Consider the following 22,964-nt stretch of genomic DNA (forward strand, 5'->3'; position numbering starts at 1 on the left):
CAGCATAGAGGCTGGAGGTACTGGCCCGGATGTTTCCTGGGCGGCCGGACCCGGTAACCATGGGCGCTCCGCGGAACGTACCCCTGGCAAGGTGTGGTTAGCGTCCCCGGCAGGCCGAAATACTTTGTGACGTGAACGCGAAACGACAGCTCGGCGAGTTCCTGCAGACCCGCCGCTCACAGCTGAAGCCGGAGGACGTCGGTCTGGCCACCTACGGCGACCGGCGGAGGGTGAGCGGGCTGCGCCGGGAAGAACTGGCGCTGCTTGCCGGAGTCAGTGCCTCGTACTATTCGAGACTCGAACAGGGGCAGTTCTCGAATGCCTCGGCGCAGGTTCTGGACGCCATCGCCGCGGCGCTGCGACTCGACGAGACGGAGCGCAGGCACCTGCACGATCTGGCCGGTGGGACCCGGCGGCGGGCCGGCGTCCGGCGAGCACCGCTGGAGCGCGTCACCCCAGCGGTGCGCCAGCTCATGGCGGCGCTGGGGGAGGTGCCTGTTCTAGGTCTCATCCTTGCCTGGCGCCGGCCACGACCAGGTTGGGGTAACGAGGTGTGTATCGGCCGGTGACTTGGAGGACGAAGTTCTTGAGCATTGCCACCGGGAGGCCGGTGCGTACCTTCCCGTGCGGGTTGCCGTCGAGGTCCGTGGGCTGGAGGATGCCGTCACGCCTGCCGAGGCTGATGCACAGTGCGTCGTCCTTTGCGCGTAGTGGGGCGGGGGTGCGTCCGGCCAGGCGGGCGGTGATCGCGTGGAAGGCGCACGCGGCGGCCAGGCTTCCGGGCCCGCAGCCCATGCGTAGCATCCGCCCGTCCTGGTTGTGTGCGGCCGCGGCGTCCCCGACGCCGTAGACCTCGAGGTGGGAAAGCGAGCGCAGGGTTCCGTCCACGACCATGCGTCCGCGTTCGTCGACGGCCAGGCCGGCCTCGCGTGCCAGTTCCGGGACTCTGAAGCCGGCGGTCCACGCCACCGCGTCGGCGCCGATGTGATCGCCACCCGCCAGCAACAGTCCGTCCGCGTCGACCTTGGCGACGTCGGCGTTCTCCCATACCTGGATGCCGAGGCGGTCGAGGGCCCGGTGCAGGTATTCCCGGCCGTGCCAGGACAGCCCTTCGCCCAGCGCTCCTCGGGAGACCAGTCGCACCGTACGGTCGGGATAGCTTTCGGCCAGTTCGGTGGCCGTCTCCAGACCGGTCGGCCCGGCGCCGACGACGGCGACCGTGCCGGCGGTGCGCATCTGATCGCGGAGCCGTTCGGCCTGTTCGGCGACGGCCACGGAACAGGCGTGCTCGGCCGCGCCGGGGACGGCATCGGTGTCGGCGTGGCTGCCCAGCGCGTACACCAGCAGGTCGTAGTCGATCGGTGGGACGCCGCCTGCCAGCTCGATCTGGCGTTCCTGCAGGTCGATGCGAGTGACCTGATCGATGATCAGCCGGATGCGGCTGCCTCTGAGAAGGTCGTGCAACGGCAGGTGGCGAACCTGCTTGCCGCCGGCGAGCTGGTGGTTGCGCATACGCTCGACGAACCGGTCACGGTTGTTGACCAGTGTGACGGTCGCGCCGGTACGTTTGGCGAGCAGCTGGGCGGTCGCCAGACCGGTGTATCCGGCGCCCAGGACCGCGATGTGCGGGGTGTTCATGAACGTGGTGTCCCTTCGTCGTTCGGCACCGGATGAACGGGCGAGGGACGTGATTCGTGACAACAACCAGAGAAACAATCAGATTTTCTGCTTCTTGAGGAAAGCCAGCTTGTCCGGGTTCGCTATGGTACGGATCGCAGCGATACGGTCGCCCTCGAACTCGACAACGGTGACCCCGGACAGCAGGCCGTCGAGGTACAGCACGACGGCGGGCTCGCCGTTCACCACCTCCGGCGTCATGCGGATCCGCGGTGAATACCTGGTCAGCGCGAGCAGGTGCCGCAGGACCTCCTGCCTGCCGGCCAGCGGACGCCGCGTCGCCGTCGCCTTGCCGCCACCGTCGGCCCAGGCCACCACGTCCTCGGCCAGCATCCCCTCCAGTGCCGGCACGTCCCCGCTCAAGGTGGCCTCCAAGAACCGCTCCAGCAGCTTTCGATGCTGCCCCGGCTCGGCGGTGAACCGCGTCCGCGCCGCGGCGACATGGCGCTGCGCCCGGCGGTACAACTGCCGCACATGCGGCTCGTTGTCCTCAAGGATCTGCGCGATTTCACGGTGGCTGTGGCCGAACGCCTCACGCAGTACGAACACGGCCCGTTCCGGTGGTGTCAGCCGCTCCAGCAGCACCAGCATCCCCATCGACAGCGACTCCCGCTGTTCTACGGTCTCGATCGGATCGAGTGCGTCACCATCGATGATCACCGGTTCAGGCAGCCACGGTCCGACGTAACTCTCCCGCCGCACCCGCGCCGAGGTGAGCCGGTCCAGGCACAGGTTGGTGACCACCTTGGTCAGCCATGCCTCCGGCGAAACCGCTGTGTCATGGCGCTCCCAGCGCAGGTAGGCGTCCTGGACCACGTCCTCCGCCTCGGACGCCTCCCCTAGCATCCGGTAGGCCACCCCGAACAGGCGCCGACGGTTGGCCTCGAACCGTTGCAGCCGCTCCGGGATCATGCCCACACCATAGCCAGCGGCAGGATCCTCACATGGCCGAAGCGAGGGCATTCACATGTGCCACGACGTGACTGCGGACAGTAATCTGCTGGAGGTGTCGGCACGTCCCGTGCTTTCCTCATTTTCATGGTGTCTGCCGATCACTTGCTCGCTTTCGCGGCCATGTCGTTCCTGCTGATATTGATGCCTGGACCCAGCGTGTTGTTCGTGGTCGGGCGGGCGCTGGCACACGGGCGCCGCGCCGCGCTGACCACGGTCGTAGGCAACACGCTTGGCGCCTACCTGCTCGTCGTGGCCGTGGCCTTGGGGACTGCGTCCATCGTCGAACGTTCGGTCGTCGTATTCACTGTGCTCAAGTTGGCGGGCGCTGCCTATCTGATCTACCTCGGTGTCAAAGCCTGGCGGGAGCGCGACTCGCTGGAGGCTGCCGTTGCCGACGCACGAGCGGCGAGCGGCGGCCTGCGCACCTTCTGGGAGGGATTCATGGTCGGTGTGTCGAACCCCAAGACCATCGTGTTCTTCCTGGCTGTGCTGCCGCAATTCGTCGACCGTAGCCAGGGTCATGTCGGGGTGCAGATGTTGGTGCTCGGTCTGGTTTTCAACGTCATTGCCGTGGTCTCCGACAGCATCTGGGGTCTGGCCGCGGCCACTGCACGGGACTGGTTCACCCGCTCACCACGACGGCTTTCCCTGGTCGGCGGTATCGGTGGGCTCACCTTGATCGGTCTGGGCGTCACGGTGGCCGTCACCGGACGCAAGGACTGAGTTAGCCGCCGATCGCGAGTACAAATACTTCACGCAGACCGTGCGGCGCCTGGCCTGCGGCCTGTTCACCGAGTACTCGACCAGGTCCCGCGTCCACCCCGAGCCAGTGCGGTGTCGCATCTTGACGCCGAAGGTCGAGACATCGCCACTGCACGCACCAGCGGTCAGCAGGCTGGCCGACTCGTGCTCGAACCTGTCAAGCCCCGGGTTTGATGGAGAGGACCCTTCCGGCTGCGGCGTTTGCTTGCGGGATCCGGTGTCCACCGTGCCGGAGGTGTGACACGAAAGCAGGAGACGAGCTGTGCTCACGTCCTCATAGGATTTGCGTATTAGCAGCTAGGGTGCGGGGGATCCCATGATTAATCTCGACCGTAAGAAGCTGGCCGCGATCGGTGTGGCGGCCGCTGCCGCGACTACTCTCTTCGCTTCGCCGGCGCAGGCTGCCACGGCGGCCAAGGCCCAGGTGGTGGGGAAGAACGGAACCATCGTCCGGTTCACCGCGGCGCCGGGGCAGGCGAATTCGTTGGTCATCACGATCTCTGGGCGTACCGTGACGCTCGACGACAAGGTCGCCATCAAGGCCGGCGATGGTTGCAAAGCGGTCAAGGGTGACAAGACCAAGGTCAGGTGCGCCACGTCGAAGACGCCGACCGAACTCAGCGTCACGCTCGGCGACAAGAACGACAAGGTCGCCAACAAGACCAAGGTTCCCCTGACTGCCGAGGGCGGCACCGGTGACGATGTCCTGCGGGGCGGGTCGGGCCGCGACCGCCTCTTCGGTGGCGCCGGCAAGGACCAGCTGTTCGGCGGTGCGGGAAGGGACGCTCTCGATGGAGAGGCCGGTGTTGACTTCGTCGACGGTGGAGCCGGCGATGACTGGCTGCAGGGCGGGCTCGGTGACGACACCGTGTTCGGTGGCGCCGGCAACGACACCGTCTACGGCCACGACGGCATCGACGACCTCCAGGGCGGGCTCGGCAACGACACCATCCGCGGCGGCCGTGGCAACGACCACGTGCAGGGCGGCCCGGGTAAGGACAAGATTTACGGCGAGGCCGGCAACGACGACCTGATCGGCGGCGTCCTCGACGGCGACGCGCCGGACAGCGGCGACATCATCCGCGGCGGCAGGGGTAACGACTACCTGCTCGGCGGCTACGGCGACGACACCCTGTACGGCGAGGCCGGCGACGACAACCTGGTCGGCGGCTTCGGTAAGGACAGGCTGGTCGGCGGTCCCGGCACCGACACCCTCACCCAGTAGTCCGCAGTCGAAGTCAGCGTGGGCCGGGCGTTGCCGCCCGGCCCACGCTGTGTAGGTCAGCCGCCGTGGAACGAACCGTCGTAGACCTTGAAGTCCAGTCGCGTGATCAAGTCGAATCTGGTCCGGCTGCCGGCGAGCGCCCCGGATTCCGTGTGCCCGCACGCGGCGAGTTCGTGGTAAGCCCACCCCGGAACCGCCGCCTACACCGCTGACTAGGGCGGCAGGTCGTCCCATGACCTGCGGCGCTGCCAGGCCATCGAGAAGGCCAGCCGGTTGCAGGGCGCGAAACGCGTTGCGGCGGCCCGTGGTGAGCTGCCGCTGCCGGTCGGGCTGGTCTACGGCATCGACGGGCAGATTGTGCTCGATGCGGACGAGCAGGTCCGTCAGGCGGTGGCCGGTCGCAGAACCGGCGGTGGGTGTCGTCAACATCGAGCCCGACCGCTCCGCAGTGAACCAGCCAGGCCGAGGCGCGTGCGCCTGGCGTACCGGATCTACGCTGTCGATCATGGGTGAGGAGGATGGCGGTAACCCGATGCGCCGGGCCTTTACGGCGCTTTCCGTGTCGTACGCGGTGGCCTGGTTTCTGCCGGCCGCCCTGGCAGGGCTGCTCGACGACTCGGATCCCGGCGTCCAGCCCGGTTACACCGTCGTCAGCGGCCGGGTGCAGAGCTGCGCCGGCGATTTCGGATGTCCCACGGGCCCGCCGGACATCGGCGGCATCCTGCAGGACACGGGTCTGGCCCTGCTGCCGAGCCTGCTGGTGGCGGTGCCGCTCTGCGCGTACCTCGCCCGCGGGTCACGTATCCCGGACCTGGCCGGGGTCGGTGCCGCCCTCACCGGCTGGATGGCTCTCTGCCTGTTCCATCTTTCCTGATCAGCGACGGGTCAGCGATCAGGACGCCAGCCGATCAGGCGGCGGCGAGAAGGTCGGCCGACGGCTCCAGGGACTCCTGCCAGATCGCCCACCGGGTCTGCGGGCCATGCGACTTCGCTTTGTACATGGTTAGGGCAGCACGGTGCACGACACCGGTCGCCCGTCCCGGGTGATCGGAACACGGGTCAGTCCTTGATCGAGTCCCGGCCGCGCCGCACGATCAGCGGGTCCGCGGGGTAGACCACCGACGTGTCCTTGCCCTCGTAGTCGAACTGGTCAAGGAAGAACCGCATCGCGTTGATCCGGGCACGTTTCTTGTCGTTGCTTCTGATCGAGGTCCACGGGGCGTGATCGGTGTCCGTGTGCGCGATCATCGCCTCCTTGGCGGCGGTGTAGGCGTCGCTGCGGTCCAGGGACTCGATGTCCATCGGTGAGAGCTTCCACCGGCGTACCGGGTCGATCTGCCGGATCGCGAACCGGGTGCGCTGTTCGGCGTGGGTCACCGAGAACCACAATTTCGTCAGTGAGAAGCCGCTCTCCACCAGCATCTGCTCAAAGAGCGGGGCCTGCCGCAGGAAAATCTCGTAGTCGCGGTCGGTGCAGAAACCCATCACCTTCTCGACCCCGGCCCGGTTGTACCAGGACCGATCGAACAGCACGATCTCCCCGGCGGTCGGCAGCTGCGCGACGTACCGGTGGAAATACCACTGACCGAGCTCGGTCTCGGTGGGTTTGGTCAGGGCGACCACCCGGGCGGCGCGCGGGTTGAGGTGCTCCATGAACCGCTTGATCGTGCCGCCCTTGCCGGCGGCGTCGCGGCCCTCGAACAGGATCACGTGCTTGGAACCGGTGTCCTGCGTCCAGTACTGGAACTTCAGCAGCTCGATCTGCAGCTGATACTTCTCCTGCTCATAGAGGTCGCGATCGAGCCGCCCGGGATAAGGGTAGTCCTCGCGCCAGGTCTCCACCGGATTGCCGCCCGGGTCGATCAGGTCCGGATCGGAGAGATGCTCGTCATGCCGCACGCTGTAGCCCTCACGCAGCAGATGGTCGAGGTACTCCCGGAACTTCTCCCGTATCACCCTACGAGTATCGGTCCCCGTGATCCTTGCTGTGGTAGCGAGGAGGTGAACGAACGGGCACGTCAATACGTCGGACCGATCGCACGCTCAGTCGAGCGGCGGGTCGGCCAGCGGCCATCCTCCGGCCGCGAGGTGGGCGGAGACCCGGACGACGTCCTCGGGCAGCGCCGGCTGCAGAACCGCGGTCTTGATCATCTGTTCGATGTCGTCCGCGCTGACCGGCTCGCCGTTGGGGACGGATTCGTCCGCGAGGCTCCGGGCGATCGCACGGACCTCGTCCTCGGTGAGCTTGCGCTGCAGCAGCCCGAGCAGCACCACGTAGTCCTGCCGTGGAACCCCGGTCGGGTACCCGGCGCGCAGCCATCCCACGGCACGGCGCAGGAAGCTCGACCTCTGGTCACTCACCACAGAATTCCTCACTTATCGACGATCGTCGGGAACACGTGCTCGAAACTCAGTGTCTTGCCGAGGCCGGACGCGACGATGAACGCTATCCCCAGGGCCACGCCGAGCAGTACCGTCGCGAACAGGATCCACGCGACGACGGTGCCGATGCGGTGCGGTGCCGGACCGGCCACGCCGCTCTCGTGCACCTCCGCGTCGCCGCCGGCGCCGTAGGCGAGCGCACGCACGCCGAGCCCGAACAGCGCCGGCAGACCGGCACCGAGGACGAGGCTGACCAGCAGCACCCGCCAGGCGCCCTCGACGGCGAATTCCAGGTTGTGCATGATCCGGCCTCTCAATCGCCGGCGCCGACCGGCGTACGGCCCCGGGTCGACGCGTCCTGCCACTCGTCGTTGACGTTCGTGTGGTTCACCGGCGTCCGGCGCGAGCGCAGGTACATCGCCGCGGCCGCGGCGACCAGCAGCGCGAAGATCAGCACCGCGCCCGGGAGCCCGCCGACCAGGTCGCCGATCCACCACATGCCGGCGCCGACCCCGGCCGCGGCCGGGATCGTGACCAGCCAGGCGACCACCATCCGCCCGGCCACCGCCCACCGCACGGCGGCACCGCGCCGGCCGACCCCGCTGCCGAGGATCGACCCGGTGGCGACCTGGGTGGTGGACAGCGCGAAGCCCAGATGGCTGGAGGAGAGGATGACCGCGGCCGACGCCGACTCGGCCGCAAAGCCCTGCGGCGGGGCGATCTCCACCAGACCCTTGCCGAGGGTACGCATGATCCGCCAACCGCCCAGGTAGGTGCCGAACGAGATCGCCAGGGCGCAGACCAGCTTCACCCAGAACGGGATGTCGTCGGTGTCGGTCCACTCGCCCGCCGCGATGAGAGCAAGCGTGATCACACCCATGGTCTTCTGCGCGTCATTGGTGCCGTGCGCCAGTGACACCAGCGAGGCGCTGCCGATCTGACCCCACCGGAACCCGCTGTCGGTGAACCGCGCCGCGACGCCCGTGGTGACCTTGTAGATCAACCAGGTGCCGACCGCGGCGACCACCCCCGCGATCACCGGCGACATCACCGCGGGCAGCAACACCTTGCCGATCACGCCGTCGAGCTTCGACCCGTTACCGCTCCAGTTCACTCCGGCCCACCCGAGGCCCGCGATCGTGGCGCCGATCAGTCCGCCGAACAGCGCGTGCGACGAACTCGACGGCAGCCCGAGCAGCCAGGTGAACAGGTTCCAGACGATGCCGCCGACCAACCCGGCCAGCACGATCAGCAGCAGCGCGAAGCCACCGTCGCCGATGAGTTCCGGCTTGGGAGCCCCGTCCGGGTTCTGGATCTTCACTACCGCGTTGGTGACCGTCAGGGCCACCTCGATGGAGAGAAACGCCCCGATCAGGTTCAGCGTCCCGGACAGGGCCACCGCCACCTTCGGCCGCAGCGCACCGGTGGCGACAGAGGTCGCCATCGCGTTCGCCGTGTCGTGGAACCCGTTGGTGAAGTCGAATGCGAGCGCGGTGACGACCACCAAGGCGAGAAGGACAGCGGTTTCGGTCACCCCTGGATCGTCATCCCGGTGACGGCCGATGGAAAGCGGAGGCGGCAGGCCGGGACAAGAGTTCGATGCCGGGCCACCCGCCCTTCATCTCCTGCCCAACCACCGGTAGACAACCGGGCCAGGCAGCGACCTGTTGACCGGACGAGTCACCATGACGAGAGCCGACATTCCATTCAGGAGTGGCAATGTATCAACGCGATACGTTCGGGCCGTACCGGATAGCCACACGCGTGCGGGTGATCGGGGCGGTCATACTGGCCGCCCCGATCTTGGGGTTGATCGGGGTCGTGTTCGACGAGGACGCCGGGCTGCCGTTGCGGGCGACCTTCATCGTCGTGTTCGGCGCGATGGTCGTGCTGGTGCCGTGGCTGTGGTCAGCGAACACCCGGGCCGATGCCGACGGCATCGAGGTGCGGCTGTTGTGGATGCGGCGACGCATCCCGTGGCGAGAGGTACAGGATATCCGGGTCGAGGCGAGCCTCGAGGCGGAAGCGTTCGGGGCAGGCGCGACCAGGTACGCGGTCGTCTACGACGCCGTACCGCGGCGCCGGTTCCTGGTCGCCGTCGACAACCTTCAACTCGCGTCGGACGGCCGGGACGTCGACGCCGAGGTCGAGGCACTGCGGGGTGCCTGGGAGCGGCATCGAGGGCCGGACTGGCGGCTGCTCCCGGCGGCGGTGGCGCTGATCCGGGACCGGGAACGGTACGGCGATCCGTTCACCCGCGCCATGCGCACCTCGCTTGTCGGCGTCGTCGCGGCCCTCGTGCTCGTGCTCGGCGGGCTCTTCGTCGGCGCGCCCGAGTGGGATAGTCCGTGGGCCTGGCCGTTCCATCCGGTGATGTTCCTGATCCTGCCCGCCGTCGCGGTCGTCGTCAGCCTGGTCCGCTCGTACTCTCGCGCGCGGCGGCGGATCGCAGCGACCGCCACGGCCACGGGTTCCCTACCGGAGGCGGATACGGCTGAAACGGCATTCCGAGTCACCCCCGGCGGCATCGTGCTCGGGGTCGCGAGCTCGCCCGAAGGTACCCGGGTCGCGGTGGTGACCATGGTGGACGCGAGCGCGCCGAACATCGTCGCCGAGTACGCGGTCGACGATGCCGACGCGCCACTGCGTACCTGGTCGGTGCCCGGTCCGTGGGTGACCGACGTGCTGCACCTCGGCCATACGATCGTGCTCCGGGTCGAGGAGTTCATGGGTGGCACCCGCCTGGTCCGTCTCACGGGGGAGACGCCGGCCGACTTCGGCGGCGGGATCCCGGTAGGCGCGCTGCGCCAACTACCCGGCGGCTTCGTCTGCGTGACCGGCGACGACGTTCTCTCGCTGGCGGCCGCCGGCCACGGCGAGCTGCATCCGATGATGTTGGATCGCGTGCCCTCGGGGACGGACGTCTGGACGATCGCGACCGATCCGGAGACCGGGCTTGTCGCGCTCGGCGGACGCGCTCTGGTCGTGCTCGATGTGCGGACCGGTGAAGTCGTCGCCTGCGCATCCCCGCCCCGCCGACACGACGTCGTCGGCGCCGTCGTGTTCGTCGGTGCCGGCCGGATCGTCACCCGGCTCGGCCGACCGGACGGCACCGGAAGGTACGAAACGCTCGCGTCCTGGCAGCTCGACGGTACGACATTGGTGTACGAGACCGCGGCGCCGATCGTCACCTGGGGCAGTGCCTGGCCGGCCGCGATACCCGCGCTGGGCCTGGTGGCCACCGTCATGTTCGGTGCGAAGCCGCACCAGGGCGGGCCGGTGCTGTGCTACGACGCGGCCACGCTGACCCCGGTCCCGGTGCCGTTCGCCCGCGACAGGGTCACTCACCTCCCGTCGTCGCCGGCCGGCGGCCTGCTGCCGATGATCCGGCGGCAGGAGCCGGGCGCGGAGTACGACGACACCGCAGAGCTGCTGCGGCTTGCGGCGAAGCCACTCCGGTAACAGCCAGCCGAGAGGATCCGCAGCGATGCCTGCCGCCTTACCGGAACGAGGCTGGCGCGGAGTTGCGGGCGCTCGACGGCGGTAATCCCTGTCCGGGTGGGCGGGACGAATAGCTGACTCCGGTTTCGAGGCGGCCGATCTCGACGCGTAGAACCTCGGCGGCCTGGGAGTGCCCGGCCTGATCGACATGGAGCAGCGGCAGCCACCCAGCACGGGGGTGGCTGCCGCCGGTGGTTTGTCGTTGCGGGTCGGGTCAGACGGTGGCGTTTGCGGGGAGTAGTTCGGCTGCCGCGTCGATGTCGGCGGGGCTGACCGAGCCGGCTGAGCCGAAGATGGCGACGGCCTGGTAGTAGGTCCACGCCAAGCTGTTGCAGGCCGGCCGGACCGCGGTCGAGTAGGTGGCACACTTACGTTTGAGATCTTCGTAGAACGCCGAGTCCAGTCGGCTCTTGTTGGCGTCGAAGGCGCTCATCTCTTTGTAGTTGCGGTAGCCGAAGTCGTGTCGCGCGCAGGCGAGGGTGAAATCGAAGCCGAGTGGGTTGTCCGGGCTGCTCGAGCAGTAGTCGGTGCTCCAGTTGAACGCGTACGCCGCCCAAGCGCTCTGGTTCTGCCTGGCGGCGTTCCAGCTGTTGTAGCTGGAGACGCTGGTCTGGGTGAAGGAGGACAGGACCGCCAGCTTCTCCGCGGGGGTCACGGCGGCCGCCGGGCCGGCAACGCCGAAGACGGTCAGGGTGGCGAACAGTGCGACGAGTAGGGATCGCAGGGATGCGCGCCGGATGGGCGCGCCGCCGGTGGGTGTGGAGTGAGCGACAGCTACCGCGATCGGTCGTGACACGAGCATCCAGGACTCCTAAGAATCGGTCCACCCGCTGGTGGGATGGGCTGCCGGTGGATGGTCGGTTGGTTCGGCACCATTCGCGCCGTCCTCCCGAACGATGACTAAGCCTGGGCTCGCAATGCGGACGAAACAGCACCAATAAATTAATGATCGTCTATTAATGCGGGAACTGTGCCGCACTTACCATGCTCAGCGGCAGATCCTGATGGCCTTATCGGTGACTGGCCTCGCCTTGCAAGTCGGCTTCGATTCGAACGGCTGCCGCGACCAGGTCTCGGTTCTCTTCGTCGAACGCGACCAGAAGGATTCTGCGGACGGCGGTAGCTGTCGACCGGATGGCGTTTACCGCGATCCGGGCCGACGGTGTGGATGATGTGCCGCACCGGCGAGTTCGAGTCGAAGGCGGGGGTGGGGCCTGGCCGCCGGCTTGGTCAGGGTCGCCGCGGTCCATCTCGCTGGCCTGACCTGACCGGGTCCACCGCACGGCTGCCGGTACGGCCAGGCCGGTAAGGAGAAACAGTGCGGCGAGGACGTACCAGCCCGGCGTTCTCCAGGTGATGCAGAGCCCGATCAACAACCCTGACCGGATGGTCTCGGCCAGCCCGGCCCCGAGTCCGAAAATTCCCCAGGTACTAGCTAGCCGGCCGCAACTTCGGATTCCCACCGGCTACCGACGTCCTGCCCTCGGGCAGACTTGCCATAGCGGCACGGTAGTGCCCGATCAGCTGGTCGCCGACCGCGGACCAGCTGCGGCCTTCGATCGCTGCTCGGCCCGCGGCGCCGAACGCGGCCCGCATCTCGCGGTCCGCGGCCAGTGCCGCGACGGCCGCTGTGAAACCGGCCGCTTCGAAGGGCGGCACCAGCAGGCCGGTACGTTCGTGGGTGACCAGGTCGAGTGGCCCGCCGAGGGCGGGTGCCACCACGGGAACGCCACTGGCCATCGCCTCCTGCACTGTCAGCCCGAACGTCTCGTACGGGCCGGTGTGCGCGAAAACATCCAGGCTGGCATACAGCTGGGCCAGCTGTGCGCCGTGCCGTACCCCGACGAAGACCGCGCTGGGCAATGCCCTGCGTAACGGCGCCGCCGCGGGCCCGTCGCCGACGATGACCAGTCGGACGCCCGGTAGCCGGCTCGCCTCAGCCAGCAGGTGCACCTGCTTCTCCACGGCCAGACGCCCGACGAATCCGATCAGGACCTCGCCGTTCGGCGCGAGTGCGCGATGCAGTCCTGCGTCACGGTGCCGTGGGTGGAACCGGGCGTCGTCCACGCCGTGTCGCCACAGATGGACCCGGTGGACGCCGTGTGCAGCGAGTTTGTGGACTGAGCTGGTGGAGGGCGCGAGGGTGCGCTCTGCCGAGTTGTGTACCGCCCGGATCCACCGCCACGCGGCGGTTTCGGTCATGCCGACGCCGTATGCGTGAGCGTACGCGGCGATGTCGGTCTGATAGACCGCCACGGCGGGTACCCTCAGCGACTTCGCGGCTGCCGCAGCCCAGGCACCCAGAACGAACGGGCTGGCCAGATGGACCACCTCGGCTCGGTGGATCCGGATCGCCGCGCTGAGCGCAGGGGTGGGCAGCCCCAGGCGGATCTTCGGGTAGCCCGGCATCGGCACCGACGGTATCCGCACCACCGGGTACGGCATATCAACGGGGACCCGGTGGGTGACTTGAGGGGCGATCACCATCGGTTCGTGCCCACGACGCAGCAGGTGGTCCGCCGCGTGAACGACCGAGTTCGCGACACCGTTGACGTCAGGCAGGAACGACTCCGTGACGAGCGCGATTCGCATGCCCACACGATGAAAGGCATCGGCGCTCCACCGGGCCACCCCAGCATGGCCGAGAGTTGAACCCCCGACGACAACTTGCAGGGTGTAATCGACGCCGAACCGCCGCTCGATCAGCTTCCATGCAGGGCACGGGCATTCTCTGCACCATCGGCGGCCCGGTAGTCCGCGGTAAGCCCGGCTCCAAGATCCACGCGATCGGTGATCGGAACGGGCTTCCGCTGTACGCCGACATCTCGGCTGCGACGCTGGCCTCGGCGCACTGTTGCGTTTACAGGCGCATGGTCTTCCCGATCGGATCGAGGTCGAAGGCGATCAGGCCGGTCTGAACTGCCAGCAGCCCGTTCAGGACATCGGTGGCTTCGTCAGCAGAGTCGACCTCCATGAACAGCACGACTCCAGGAACGTCTCCTACCTTGAGCGCATACTCGGTCACGACTCGGTGACGTACCAGATCCCAGGCTGCAGCCGAGAACCCGTTCTCGTCGATGAACTTGGCGATCTGCTGTGCCGTGACCCCGTCTGCGGGACGCGAATTGGCCATGTACCGCATGCTTCCTCCGATTCCGCCGTACAGGAGCGTGGCTGTCTCGCCTGGCCGGGATCGCCGCCCTGAACGCCCAACCTGCGCTCATGCTGACGGCTTGGGTAGCCGGCAGTCCTACGTGGCGCTGAACAGTGGGTTGCCGTTGGTCGGACGCGGCGGCTATGACGGCCGTCCCGTTTGATCCGGCACCGCAGCAGTTGAGCGTGGTTCTCGAACGTCAAGCGGGCGGATTGCCGTCGTCCACGCTGGCCTGGTGTATCCGCAGGAACTACTGTCCCGGGCGATGCGCACCAGGTGCGCGCAAACAACCGCCCGCCGGGGCCAGGGCCGGCCGGCGGCGATGGCCGAGGCACTCAGGCGGGTTGGCAGATCGCCGGGTTGGCCAGGTCGGCGCAGGGTCGGTCGCCGTTGGCGCGGATGATGTCCGCGCCGACCTGGTTGGTGAGATACCGCAGGAAGCTGGCGGCCAGTGAGTGGGCATCCGGTTCGCCGAGGGTGTAGCCGTACTCGGTCTCCCAGAACGGGTAGGCGCCGTGGTCGGCTTCGGAGACTGTGGCGCGATGGCCGCTGATGCGGACCAGCGTCAGGTCGTCGTGGCCGGTTGCTGCTCCGAGTTCGGCGTAGCCGAGTGCGCCCGGTGTCTCGGCCACCGCGCGCACAACGTCCTCGGTGGAGTCGCGGGCGCAGCGCAGCACCCCCTGTGCGGCGCCGGGGTCGAGCGTGCGGCAGTCGTCGGAGTTGCTGCCCGGTTCGCGTACCCCGCCCAGCACCCGTCGTTGCAGTGCGGCCCGCGTACCGGATCCGGGGTTGCGGCTGATCAGCCGCACCGGCACGTCCTTGCCGCCGATCTCCTGCCAGTTCGTCACCTCACCGCGATAGATCCGCTGGATCTGTTCGGGGGTGAGGTCCTGTACGCCGGTGCCCGCGTTGGTCATCATGGTGAACAGGAAGAAGGCAATCGGCCGGGGCAGCAGCGCGGGCATGCCGTCCGGCTTCTCGCCGTCGGAGAAGGCCAGCGTGTTCGCGTCGGCGGTGGTGTGCAGCGCCTGCAGCCCTTCGCCGCTGCCGCGCATGTCGATCACGAACTCGGCGCCCGGGCAGAGTTGACGGTAGGACTCGGCGGCTTCCCGGACGATGGGTGCGAACGCCGTGGAGCCGACCACCTTGAGCCGGCCGGTGGCGCAGTCCATCGGCGTCGTGGTGTTACTGCGCAGGAAGACAAGCAGTTGGGCGACGACCAGGACGACCAGAAATCCGATCAGGGCGATGGCGCGCTTCGGTGTTCCGGTGCGGCTCTGGGTCTCCACGATCCGGCCGCCCTTGATTCCCCCGATCACCTCCGGCGGGTCGAAGGTGGCGCCGGCACTGCCGTCGGCGCGTTCCAAAGCGGCGAGGATCTTGTAGTGCGCCGATCGGTTCATCGGTGTGCGGGGTAGTTCGATCAGGTCGCCGTCGGCGGCGAACCCACCGCCGTTGGTGAAGCTGTCGCGCAGGTAGTCGTCGCTGAGTTCGGTCACCACCATGCCGGCGACGCGGCGGCCGGGGAAGCGCACCCGGAGGCCGACGAGGCTGTCGTCGAGCACGGCGTAGTCGTGTGTGTCGATGAAGGTGGCGCCGTTGTTCTCGATCCGCAGCAGCACGAGTGTGGGCTTGGCGAGCGGGTCGCCGCCCTCGCGTAGTTCCCGCAGTGGCCCGGCGTGCTCGCTCTGCACGACGTCGGTGACCGTGGTGTCCATCTGGACCCGGTAGCCGAGCCGTTTGCGGCCCTTGAGGACGAACTCGTATACGGCAGCGACGGTCGTCACTGCCACGCCGATCATGGCGAGCGCCACGCTCCACCAGAACTCGATGACCGCCTCCGGCCTGACTCCTCGATTTGAGGCGATGCTAGGGCCGGTGTGGGCCGATCGCGCCGGGCTGCACCGAGGGTTCAATCAGCGTTCACGGCCCGGCTATTGATCGGGCGGTAGGTCATGCCGCCCGACAAGGCGAGGCCTCCGGCAACCCGGTGCCTGCCGGCTCCGGAGAGCCTTCATCAGATTCCTCCGTGGAGACTCCGGCCTTCAGGCCGGAGAGGAAACGGAACCCCTGCGGAGCAGGTCAGGGACAGCCCATTCGCCGTCAAGGCGGATGGGCGTCTACCCACGGACCGTCCGCGAGGGTGGTTCCACATAGGTGTGTTAGCTTGTGAGCCGTGTCCGAACGTGCTGTGAAGCGGGCTTTCAAGTTCCGCTTCCACCCGACTCCGGAGCAGGCCGACCTGCTGAACCGGACGTTCGGGTGTGTGCGCAAGGTGTACAACCTGGCCCTGGAGGCCCGCACCACCGCCTGGTATCAGCGCCGGGAGCGGGTCAACTACAACGCCACCAGCGCCATGCTGACGGCGTGGAAGAAGACCGAGGAACTCGCGTTCCTCAACGAGGTCTCCGCCGTGCCGCTGCAGCAGGGCCTGCGGCATCTGCAAGGTGCGTTCGCCGCGTTCTGGGAGAAACGGGCCCGGTATCCGCGGTTCAAGTCCAAACACAAGTCGCGGGCCTCGGCCGAGTTCACCCCGTCCGCGTTCCGCTGGAACAACGGCGAACTGACCCTGGCCAAGACGGCCACCCCGCTGGACATTGTCTGGTCGAGGCCACTGCCCGAAGGGCAGTCGCCGTCGACCGTGACCGTGTCCCGCGACAGCGCCGGCCGCTGGTTCGTGTCCCTGCTCTGCCAGGACACGATCGAACCCCTCCCGACCGTCGAGAACGCGGTCGGGATCGACGCCGGACTCGACCACCTGATCACCCTGTCCACCGGCGAGAAGATCACCAATCCCCGTCACGAACGCGCCGACCGTGAGCGGCTGGCCCGCGCCCAGCGGGAACTGGCCCGTAAAGAAAAGGGCTCCAGGAACCGGGACAAGGCCCGGCTGAAGGTCGCCCGCATCCACGCCCGCATCAGCGACCGGCGCCGCGACCACCTGCACAAACTGACCACTCGGCTCGTGCGTGAGACCCAAACGCTCGTGATCGAGGACCTGACCGTGCGCAACATGGTCAAGAACCACACCCTGGCCCGCGCCATCAGTGACGCGGCCTGGACCACCTTCCGCGAACAGTTGACCTACAAATGCCAGTGGTACGGCCGGAACCTGGTCGTGATCGACCGCTGGTACCCGTCGTCCAAGGTCTGCTCGGCCTGCGGGCACCTCACCGAGAAAATGCCGCTCAACGTGCGGTCGTGGACCTGCCCCTGCGGGGCCGCCCACGACCGTGACGTCAACGCGGCACGCAACATCCTGGCCGCCGGGCAGGCGGTGTCGGCCTATGGAGCTGGCGTAAGACCTCAACGGAAACCTCCGTCCGGGGCAGCAGGCTGAGAAGTAGGAAACCCGGTGGGCGACCACCGGAATCCCCGTCCCTTCAGGGCGGGGAGGATGTCAAGCCCTGGGGCGGTGATCAGGCGGTCAGCCGAGTCAGCTCCACCCGCGTGGTGAGTTCAGCGATGGCGTCGCGGTGGCCGGTTCCCAGGCCGTGGCGCGTCACGTTGAGGGCGCCGGCCGCAGCGCCGGTGCGTACGGCTTCACGCAGGTCCCCGCCGCGGGCGAGCACGGTCGCGACGCCCGCGGTCATGGAGTCGCCCGCGCCGCGGTGGTCGACGGTCTGCAGCGGCGGCAGGCGGACGAGATACGCCTTGTCATCGAGCAAGGCGATGCTGGGCCGTTCCGCCCGGCTGATCAGTACGGCCGCAGCGCCGTCCGCCCGCAGCTGGCGTGCCGCGTCGAGCAGCGCATCGTCGTCGTAGCCGGCAGCGCGACCCGAGTCGATCAGCTCCTCGTGACTGATCTTCAAGAAGGCGACGCCGCCCTGCAGAACGGCGTTGAGGTGGTCACCGGTGAGGTCGGCCACGACTTGCACGCCGTGATTGTTGAGGTCCGTGGCGAGCCGGCGGTACACGTCCGGGCGCACGACCCCGGGTGCGGCGGCGCCGCTGAGTACCGCCAGCCGGGCACGCAAGCCCTCGGCGAGGGCGGCGGTGTAGAGCTCGTCAAGGTCGTGGCGGCCCAGCGGGGCGCCGGGGTACTCCGCGACCTCGGTTCGTCCCCCGTCGCGGCGGTCGTGCACGTACCATCCGCTGCCGGTGTCACGGGTGACCGCGCGTACCCGAAGGTTCTCCTGTTCCAGCAGGCCGGCGATGACGCGCCCGATCTCGCCGCCGACGGCGGCGCACAAGGTGACCGACGCGCCCAGCGCGGCGCACATCCGGGCCTGCCAGATCCCCTGACCACCGGGATGAACATGCAGCTCCGGCATCTCGCCCGGTTCCTCGACGGTGACGGTGAGCTGCGGAACCGGCGCGAAGACCAGGATCTTTTCGTCATCGACCATGCCCCGGCGATACCCGGGCACGACCCAATCAACCTGGAGCCCGGGTGAACATCATCCCAACGGCGTGGGTCGCAGCACCCGGATTGCGGTCAACGTGCGGTGAAGACGCCGGGTCACGGCATCCAGATCCGGCCGAGCATCTGCCGGCTGATCCCGTCGCACGGTCGGCCCGATGGGCCTCAGCGCGCCTTGGTCACGCTGCCGACGGCAGGTGGTCGATCATGGCGAGTCGGTGCTGGACGCGTACGACCGCGGCGCGCAGCAGTGGTGTGCGGAGCTGGCGTGCGGCCGCGTTCGGGGAGTCGGGTCCGTGCCGGCGGAGCATGTCGGCGAGGCGCTGCTCGAAGTTGATGACCCTGCCGTTCGGGGTGACCGTCTGGTCCGCGTAGGTCAGCGCGTCGGACACTCGTGACTGTTCGCGCGGGAATCGGGTGAGTTTTTCGGCCAGTCCGCGGGCCTGGGCCGTGTGCATCGCCGCGGAGTGGTGGGCGACCAGTGCGACGATCCGTGACGGCCACCCCGTCGTCTCCAGGTGGCGAGCGCCGTCGAGCGGGTGGAAGCCGGTGTCGTACAGGGTGGCGGCGTATCCGATGTCGTGCAGCCAGGCTGCCGCCAGCAGGATCTCGCCCTCGCTGCGCGGCCCGACCGTGGCGGCCGCCATGTCGGCCCGTCGCGCCACCCCGATCGTGTGTAGCCAGCGCTCCGGTAGATCCACCAGCAATCGTTGTGCGAGGTCGCGGGCACGGTGGACATCCCCGACGGAACGAAGAGCGTCGGTCATGAGATTCCTCCGTGGATGTTGCGGCGTTCAGGCGGGAGCGGAACGGATTGCCAGCCCGGCAGGCCCAGGGCGGCTCTATTTGCCGTGGGTAACAGTGCTGGAAACGCGTGAAGTTAAGATGAACGATAGGTAAACGCCGTTTGGCTCGGGGTGCCGCTGGCTGGTCCGAGCGGCACCTGCCGTGTCGCTGAGAAGCATTGATGCACGTGGCCGAAAGATACACACAGCCGGTGAGATATCCATCACGCTTACGGCAGGTGTCCGGGGCACGTCCTTGAGTCCTGCCTGTCCTCGTTTGCCACGGCTCGGGCGACGGGCATCCGGCCGCCGGGGGGCGCGGGCGAGTATGGCCTCTGCCGTCGGGCGACCGTACGCTGGCCTGCCCGTGCGGTGCGTGCGGCTGCTGGGACCTCGAGGCCGGTGGTCGTGCACTGGTCGGGCGCCTCGTCGAAGTTTCGACTGGGGCGCGCTGATGCGGATGCGGCAGGTCGAGTCACGGCTGCCGCTGGTGGCGCTCACCAACTACGACTTCCTGCAGGTCGGCCAGCCCGGCGCCTCGCCGTGGCTGGGCGGCATCGACATCGACGACTTCGGCGGTGACCCGATCCGGGCCATCCGCAGCTTCGGGGCCACCACCTTCTCGCCCGTGCAGGGCTTCCCGCAGAACGGCACCGTGACCGACTCCGCCTACCGGCCCTGCGTGACCCGGGAACTGGTGCGCCACGCGCACGCCAACGGGATCAAGGTGGTGCCGTGGACCGTCGACGACATCCCGACGATGAGCAAGCTCGTCGACGACGGCGTAGACGGCATCATCACCGATTACCCGGACCGGCTGCGTACGGTGCTCGCCTCGCACGGCCGGCGGCTGCCGCAGGCGTACGCGTCGCCCTTCGACGTGCAGGCGCACCGTGGCGGCCGGGCCACACGGCCGGAGAACACCCTGCCGGCCTTCGCCCATGCGCTGGAGAACCCGGCGATATCCACCCTGGAACTGGACACCGGTGTCACCGCCGACGGGCAGCTCGTGGTCCTGCACGACCGTACCGTCAACGGTTCGCACTGCGCCGACACCGCGCCGGTTCGCCCCCGTGACCCGCAGTTCCCGTACGTCGGCGACCTGGTCCGAGACCTGACCCTCGCCCAGCTCAAGACCCTGGACTGCGGTTCGAGAACTCCGGCGGATCACCCGCGGCAGGTCGCGGTGCCGGGCGCCCGCATCCCCACGCTCGCGGAGGTGTTCGCCCTGGTCGGGAGCAGCGGCCGCACGGACGTGGCGCTGAACATCGAGACGAAGATCAGCCCCCTGGTCGCGGACACCGCGCCCTATCAGATCTTCACCCGTACGCTGGTCCGCGAGATCCAGCGTGCCGGGTTCACCGACCGGGTGACCGTGCAGTCGTTCGACTGGCGCACCATCCGCTACGCCCGCCAGCTGGATCGCCGTCTCGAGACGGTCGCGCTGATCTGGCAGTACGGTCCGGCCGAGTGCACGACTGCGGCCGACGAGTGTTCGTTGCGGGCCGTCTACGGCGATCCGACGGTGAAAAGCCTGTGGACCGGCGATCTCGACTGGTGGCGCCACCACGACGTCGGTGCCCTGGTGCGTGCGGCCGGCGCCGGCACGGTGTCGGCGAACTGGCAGGTGCACGACCCGCGGCAGCCGGTCGTCGCGTCCGCCGACTGGTACCTGCGGCAGAACCCGGCCTACTTCCACGGCCCGCAGGTCGCGGTCCTGCAGGACAGATACCGGCTGAAGGTGGTGCCGTACACGGTGAACGACGCCACGGTCATGCAGCGGGTGATCGACCTCGGGGTGGACGGCATCATCAGCGACGACCCGGACCTGCTGATCGGCGTGCTGATCCGCAACGGGCTGCGCTGACACCGGCTCGGCGGGGCGCCGGTCCCGGGCGCCCCGCCGAGCCCCACTGCGACCATCGCCGACGCTTGTGCGCGGCCAGCGCCTCGTTGCCCTGTCGTGACCTAGATGAACCCTTCCTCTGTGCACTCGACCGGAGATTCGGCTCCCACTACGTAATATTGGTTGTGCGGCGGCAGCCCGGTTCCAGCCGGGGCGTCGTAGCTGTCGCTACGTCGCTCGGAGAACGCTGGAACGGGCTGCCGGTCAGAGGGGACTGGTCGTGGGTCAGCGACTCTCGGCGAAGTACTCGTAGTTGTCGGCGTTGTCGACGGCGTTGCTCGGGCTCGACGCGGCGAGTTGCTTCGCCGCGGTTTGGCCGTACGCGTGGTCGTCGGTGCCGCCGTTGACGGTGAAGTGACTCGACTCGTGGATCAGTGTTCCGGCCTTCGAGTCGGTACCCGTGGCCGGCGCTGTCCAGAACGCGTTGCAGAGGTAGATGATGTAGGGCTCGTCCGGGTAGACGTAGGCGTAGTAGTCCTCGTTGCTGGTGCAGTCGAGCGTCAGGGCCTTGCTGGTCAGCTCGCTGGTGATTTTGCTGTATGCCGAGGTGACACGCGTGAACCGCGACGAGCTGTAGGTGCCGAACCAGGTGGTGTAGGCGCCCCCGCCGGACGGGTTCGCCGCGAGCCAGGTTTGGGACTTCTGCGAGTACGTTGCGGCGTTGGTGACGGCCGTCTTCAGCGCGGTCTGTTCACTCGTCGTACAGCCGCGGTAGGTGATGCTGACTGCGGCGGCGGCGAGTTTTACCTGCTCAGTGGTTGTCGGTGCGACGCTGGACACCTTGCTGGTGCTTCGGATGCCGGCGCTGGTGCGGACGGTGGCGCGACCGGCGTCGACCCGGAGCGTGTCCTGACGGGGTGCGGTTGCCCCGTTCAGGGCCCGAACCTGGGTCGATGCCAAAGCGACGGTGAAGGTTCCCGGCCGTGACAGGTCATAGTTGTCCGCCAGGTTCACGGTCACGGCGTAGGTACCACCGGCGGGAATGTGTGTGTAGTCGGCGGCGGTCGGCGCCGTGAGCTTTGCCAGCTTGCCTCGATAGGGCACCGGTACGCCGTCTCTGGTCACGGCCAGGACCGCTTTGGACTCGCGTGCCTGCGGCAGGTCCCGGGAGAGCACGTCGACCGCCGACGATGACGTGTTCCGCACCGTGACACGCACGGTGAGGCCGCTACTGGTCACCTGACCGATCTGGATGGTCGTAGTGAGGCCGGCGGTGCTGGCGGCTGCCGCCGCGCTCGCCCCGACGGCGGCGCCTGCCGGGATCGCTATCCCGACAGCGAGGCACGCTGCCCAGAGCGGACGTCGAGAGATGCGCACGCGGTTTCCCTTCTCAGCCATCGACTCCCACGGGTGACCACTCCAGGGGGCAGGAGCGAGGGAGTCGAAGCCTAAAAATCAACGATTCTCTATCTACTCGATCATCTCCTTGCGTCGATGAACTTCTCTCATCCCTGGTGGGTCATATCGCGGCGGCCAGACCGCGACGGCGCAGTTCGCCGCCAACACCCACCGGGCGCAGACGGCGCAACTATGGAGCCCGGCTGTGAACGCCGGGAGGGGCTGTCCCGAACGGGGTTGCTGAAGCTGTTCACCAAGAACGTTCTGGAAGCAGCTTTGAACGAGGAGACGACCGAGCATCTCGGTCGTGAAAGGAATCGGGCCGGTCGTCGGCGAACGTGCGGAACCGCGCCCGGTCAAAACCGTGGTGTGGGATGCGAGGGCCAGGTCGCGAACCGGCCGGTCTACGCGGCCGTCGGAGTCACCCTGGAGGGCCGCAAGGACGTCCTGGGCCTGTGGGCCGGCACGGGCGGCGAGGGTGCCAAGTTCTGGATGAGCGTGCTGGTCGACCTCAAGAACCGAGGCGTCCGCGACGCCTTCTTCGGTCGGCGAGAACGTCTGGCCGTTGGCGGTCGTGCCTGGCGGCAATCCGGCAGCGGGCTGCCGGCTGTGGCCAGGAGGTCCTGGCCCGGATCAGGCCGCTTCGACGGGTGGGCCGGCCGGTATGTGGTCTCCAGCGAGGCCACCTTCCGGGCACGGTGAGCGGGCCTGAACCGGACCAACGCGGTTCGCTGATGGAGTTGAGTCGGGGCGGCCGGAACCCGATCATCCTGCCCGACGGCACGGTACGCGCTTTCCTGGAGGACGGTGACGAGGTGCGCGTCTCGGCGACCGCGCCCGGCCCGGGTGGCACCCGGATCAGCCTGGGCGAGGTCACCGGAGTCGTCCTGCCGGCAAACGACGCCTGATCGGGTCGG

21 protein-coding genes and 1 pseudogene are annotated in these 22,964 nt (G+C 68.2%); 9 read left to right on the top strand and 13 right to left on the bottom strand.

The genetic code is table 11. The annotated features are described in order from the left end of the window. Positions 1-131 precede the first annotated feature (131 nt). The gene (locus tag BJ964_RS32890; RefSeq protein ID WP_188124296.1) at positions 132-569 is read left to right on the top strand and encodes a helix-turn-helix domain-containing protein; all 438 of its coding nucleotides are present in this window, start codon (positions 132-134) and stop codon (positions 567-569) included. Here BJ964_RS32890 and BJ964_RS32895 read toward each other — a convergent pair. Continuing rightward, positions 508-1,638, bottom strand: coding sequence for an NAD(P)/FAD-dependent oxidoreductase (locus BJ964_RS32895; RefSeq protein WP_188124297.1), 1,131 nt, complete (start codon positions 1,636-1,638; stop codon positions 508-510). The genes BJ964_RS32890 and BJ964_RS32895 overlap by 62 nt on opposite strands. 78 nt (positions 1,639-1,716) lie before the next feature. Beyond that, positions 1,717-2,589, bottom strand: coding sequence for an RNA polymerase sigma-70 factor (locus BJ964_RS32900; protein WP_188124298.1), 873 nt, complete (start codon positions 2,587-2,589; stop codon positions 1,717-1,719). A 126-nt stretch (positions 2,590-2,715) separates the two neighbouring features. On the opposite strand from BJ964_RS32900, the gene BJ964_RS32905 reads away from it, so the two are divergent. From BJ964_RS32905 to BJ964_RS32915, 3 genes are all read left to right on the top strand, one after another. Further along, the gene (locus BJ964_RS32905) at positions 2,716-3,354 is read left to right on the top strand and encodes a LysE family translocator (protein ID WP_188124299.1); all 639 of its coding nucleotides are present in this window, start codon (positions 2,716-2,718) and stop codon (positions 3,352-3,354) included. Positions 3,355-3,709: 355 nt separating this feature from the next. Then, complete coding sequence (locus BJ964_RS32910) at positions 3,710-4,618, top strand: calcium-binding protein (RefSeq protein WP_188124300.1); 909 nt, start codon at positions 3,710-3,712, stop codon at positions 4,616-4,618. 505 nt (positions 4,619-5,123) lie between these two features. Then, entirely contained in the window at positions 5,124-5,492 is a 369-nt protein-coding gene (locus BJ964_RS32915) for a hypothetical protein (protein ID WP_188124301.1), read from the top strand. 185 nt (positions 5,493-5,677) lie between these two features. On the opposite strand, the gene ppk2 is transcribed toward BJ964_RS32915, so the two are convergent. The 4 genes from ppk2 to BJ964_RS32935 form a co-directional block, all read right to left on the bottom strand. Next, positions 5,678-6,574, bottom strand: a complete 897-nt coding sequence (gene ppk2, locus BJ964_RS32920; RefSeq protein ID WP_188124302.1) for a polyphosphate kinase 2 — start codon at positions 6,572-6,574, stop codon at positions 5,678-5,680. 87 nt (positions 6,575-6,661) lie between these two features. Beyond that, on the bottom strand, positions 6,662-6,979 hold the full coding sequence (locus tag BJ964_RS32925; protein ID WP_188124303.1) for a DUF3349 domain-containing protein: 318 nt from the start codon (positions 6,977-6,979) through the stop codon (positions 6,662-6,664). A gap of 11 nt (positions 6,980-6,990) precedes the next feature. Further along, positions 6,991-7,302 (bottom strand): hypothetical protein, encoded by a 312-nt coding sequence (locus BJ964_RS32930; RefSeq protein ID WP_188124304.1) that lies wholly within the window; start codon positions 7,300-7,302, stop codon positions 6,991-6,993. Between the two features lie 11 nt (positions 7,303-7,313). Beyond that, a complete protein-coding gene (locus tag BJ964_RS32935; RefSeq protein WP_188124305.1) occupies positions 7,314-8,534 on the bottom strand; it encodes an inorganic phosphate transporter in 1,221 nt (406 codons plus the stop codon). A gap of 185 nt (positions 8,535-8,719) precedes the next feature. Between BJ964_RS32935 and BJ964_RS32940 the strand changes: the two genes are divergently transcribed. After that, a complete protein-coding gene (locus tag BJ964_RS32940) occupies positions 8,720-10,462 on the top strand; it encodes a YdbT family protein (RefSeq protein ID WP_188124306.1) in 1,743 nt (580 codons plus the stop codon). Between the two features lie 253 nt (positions 10,463-10,715). On the opposite strand, the gene BJ964_RS32945 is transcribed toward BJ964_RS32940, so the two are convergent. The 4 genes from BJ964_RS32945 to BJ964_RS49265 form a co-directional block, all read right to left on the bottom strand. Then, positions 10,716-11,303, bottom strand: a complete 588-nt coding sequence (locus BJ964_RS32945; RefSeq protein WP_188124307.1) for a phospholipase — start codon at positions 11,301-11,303, stop codon at positions 10,716-10,718. 629 nt (positions 11,304-11,932) lie between these two features. Continuing rightward, positions 11,933-13,093: a glycosyltransferase family 4 protein gene (locus BJ964_RS32950; protein ID WP_188124308.1), complete on the bottom strand. Its 1,161-nt coding sequence runs from the start codon at positions 13,091-13,093 to the stop codon at positions 11,933-11,935. A 268-nt stretch (positions 13,094-13,361) separates the two neighbouring features. Further along, entirely contained in the window at positions 13,362-13,634 is a 273-nt protein-coding gene (locus tag BJ964_RS32960; protein WP_188124309.1) for a hypothetical protein, read from the bottom strand. Positions 13,635-13,990: 356 nt separating this feature from the next. Next, positions 13,991-15,448 carry a PstS family phosphate ABC transporter substrate-binding protein gene (locus BJ964_RS49265; RefSeq protein ID WP_203832911.1) on the bottom strand — a complete coding sequence of 486 codons (1,458 nt, stop codon included), beginning with the start codon at positions 15,446-15,448 and terminating at the stop codon, positions 13,991-13,993. A 383-nt stretch (positions 15,449-15,831) separates the two neighbouring features. On the opposite strand from BJ964_RS49265, the gene BJ964_RS32970 reads away from it, so the two are divergent. Next, positions 15,832-16,995 carry an RNA-guided endonuclease InsQ/TnpB family protein gene (locus BJ964_RS32970; protein WP_188121527.1) on the top strand — a complete coding sequence of 388 codons (1,164 nt, stop codon included), beginning with the start codon at positions 15,832-15,834 and terminating at the stop codon, positions 16,993-16,995. 79 nt (positions 16,996-17,074) lie between these two features. On the opposite strand, the gene BJ964_RS32975 is transcribed toward BJ964_RS32970, so the two are convergent. Together BJ964_RS32975 and BJ964_RS32980 are read right to left on the bottom strand one after the other, a co-directional pair. After that, positions 17,075-18,004: a 1-phosphofructokinase family hexose kinase gene (locus tag BJ964_RS32975; RefSeq protein ID WP_188124310.1), complete on the bottom strand. Its 930-nt coding sequence runs from the start codon at positions 18,002-18,004 to the stop codon at positions 17,075-17,077. A gap of 193 nt (positions 18,005-18,197) precedes the next feature. Next, positions 18,198-18,785, bottom strand: coding sequence for an HDIG domain-containing metalloprotein (locus BJ964_RS32980; protein WP_188124311.1), 588 nt, complete (start codon positions 18,783-18,785; stop codon positions 18,198-18,200). Positions 18,786-19,257: 472 nt separating this feature from the next. On the opposite strand from BJ964_RS32980, the gene BJ964_RS32985 reads away from it, so the two are divergent. Next, the gene (locus BJ964_RS32985; protein ID WP_203832967.1) at positions 19,258-20,670 is read left to right on the top strand and encodes a glycerophosphodiester phosphodiesterase family protein; all 1,413 of its coding nucleotides are present in this window, start codon (positions 19,258-19,260) and stop codon (positions 20,668-20,670) included. Positions 20,671-20,934: 264 nt separating this feature from the next. Here the strand turns inward: BJ964_RS32985 and BJ964_RS32990 are convergent, their stop codons facing one another. Then, positions 20,935-22,026 (bottom strand): M35 family metallo-endopeptidase, encoded by a 1,092-nt coding sequence (locus tag BJ964_RS32990; RefSeq protein WP_188124313.1) that lies wholly within the window; start codon positions 22,024-22,026, stop codon positions 20,935-20,937. Between the two features lie 117 nt (positions 22,027-22,143). Here BJ964_RS32990 and BJ964_RS49700 point away from each other — a divergent pair. Together BJ964_RS49700 and BJ964_RS33000 are read left to right on the top strand one after the other, a co-directional pair. Then, positions 22,144-22,677, top strand: a pseudogene (locus BJ964_RS49700) (transposase); the annotation flags it as partial. Positions 22,678-22,781: 104 nt separating this feature from the next. Then, complete coding sequence (locus tag BJ964_RS33000; RefSeq protein ID WP_203832968.1) at positions 22,782-22,955, top strand: hypothetical protein; 174 nt, start codon at positions 22,782-22,784, stop codon at positions 22,953-22,955. Positions 22,956-22,964 lie beyond the last annotated feature (9 nt).

This window comes from Actinoplanes lobatus, from assembly GCF_014205215.1.
Classification (GTDB): Bacteria; Actinomycetota; Actinomycetes; order Mycobacteriales; family Micromonosporaceae; genus Actinoplanes; species Actinoplanes lobatus.

Coding starts and splice junctions, on each gene's coding strand:
- BJ964_RS32950 (WP_188124308.1), bottom strand. CDS start 13,093: ATGCGAATCGCGCTCGTCACGGAGTCGTTCCTGCCTGACGTCAACGGT.
- BJ964_RS32915 (WP_188124301.1), top strand. CDS start 5,124: ATGGGTGAGGAGGATGGCGGTAACCCGATGCGCCGGGCCTTTACGGCG.
- BJ964_RS33000 (WP_203832968.1), top strand. CDS start 22,782: ATGGAGTTGAGTCGGGGCGGCCGGAACCCGATCATCCTGCCCGACGGC.
- BJ964_RS32985 (WP_203832967.1), top strand. CDS start 19,258: ATGCGGATGCGGCAGGTCGAGTCACGGCTGCCGCTGGTGGCGCTCACC.
- BJ964_RS32980 (WP_188124311.1), bottom strand. CDS start 18,785: ATGACCGACGCTCTTCGTTCCGTCGGGGATGTCCACCGTGCCCGCGAC.
- BJ964_RS32940 (WP_188124306.1), top strand. CDS start 8,720: ATGTATCAACGCGATACGTTCGGGCCGTACCGGATAGCCACACGCGTG.
- BJ964_RS32910 (WP_188124300.1), top strand. CDS start 3,710: ATGATTAATCTCGACCGTAAGAAGCTGGCCGCGATCGGTGTGGCGGCC.
- BJ964_RS32945 (WP_188124307.1), bottom strand. CDS start 11,303: ATGCTCGTGTCACGACCGATCGCGGTAGCTGTCGCTCACTCCACACCC.
- BJ964_RS32900 (WP_188124298.1), bottom strand. CDS start 2,589: ATGATCCCGGAGCGGCTGCAACGGTTCGAGGCCAACCGTCGGCGCCTG.
- BJ964_RS32895 (WP_188124297.1), bottom strand. CDS start 1,638: ATGAACACCCCGCACATCGCGGTCCTGGGCGCCGGATACACCGGTCTG.
- BJ964_RS32975 (WP_188124310.1), bottom strand. CDS start 18,004: ATGGTCGATGACGAAAAGATCCTGGTCTTCGCGCCGGTTCCGCAGCTC.
- BJ964_RS32905 (WP_188124299.1), top strand. CDS start 2,716: ATGGTGTCTGCCGATCACTTGCTCGCTTTCGCGGCCATGTCGTTCCTG.
- BJ964_RS32960 (WP_188124309.1), bottom strand. CDS start 13,634: ATGGCCAATTCGCGTCCCGCAGACGGGGTCACGGCACAGCAGATCGCC.
- BJ964_RS32930 (WP_188124304.1), bottom strand. CDS start 7,302: ATGCACAACCTGGAATTCGCCGTCGAGGGCGCCTGGCGGGTGCTGCTG.